1 protein-coding gene is annotated in these 453 nt (G+C 59.8%); it reads left to right on the top strand.

Annotated elements, in window-relative coordinates:
• On the top strand, positions 1-291 hold a 291-nt coding region (locus KHA85_RS16775), incomplete at its 5' end, for a type II toxin-antitoxin system Phd/YefM family antitoxin (protein WP_272875185.1).
• Positions 292-453: the final 162 nt, after the last annotated feature.

The following is a 453-nucleotide window of genomic DNA, read 5'->3' as shown; positions in this document are numbered from 1 at the left end:
CATCACACCGTGCGCGAGATCGACGTTCGTGCCGCTGTGCAGGACTTCAGTCACCTGGTTGCTGACGTGCAGGCGACGGGCAAAGTCGTGACGATCACGAAAGACGGTGTGCCCGCGGCAGTGCTGTTGTCGGCAGACGAGTTCGAGTCAATGCAAGAGACTATTTTCTGGTTGTCGCAACCAGGGATTCGCGAAGACATCGAGCAAGCCGAGCAGGAGGCCCGCGCCGGCCGTGCGTTCGGCGAGGATGAGATCCGCACGAAGTTTGGCGTTCCGAAGCGGTCGGGTTAATCGCCAACGAAAGCGACGGGGGTCCAGACCGGACCAAATCGTCACAGTGACGTATTTGCGAGGGCTTGCTGCACGGGCGCAGCTAATCGTGGAGTAACTGTACGGTCGCACGCACGGAGATCAGAATTGCGCGTATTCGGAACAGGACCGGTGAGCGCAATC

It is taken from the genome of Dietzia massiliensis, assembly GCF_018390595.1.
GTDB lineage: Bacteria > Actinomycetota > Actinomycetes > Mycobacteriales > Mycobacteriaceae > Dietzia > Dietzia massiliensis.
The sequence above is the reverse complement of the archived record's forward strand: the minus strand, read 5'-3'. Positions and strand labels throughout refer to the sequence as shown.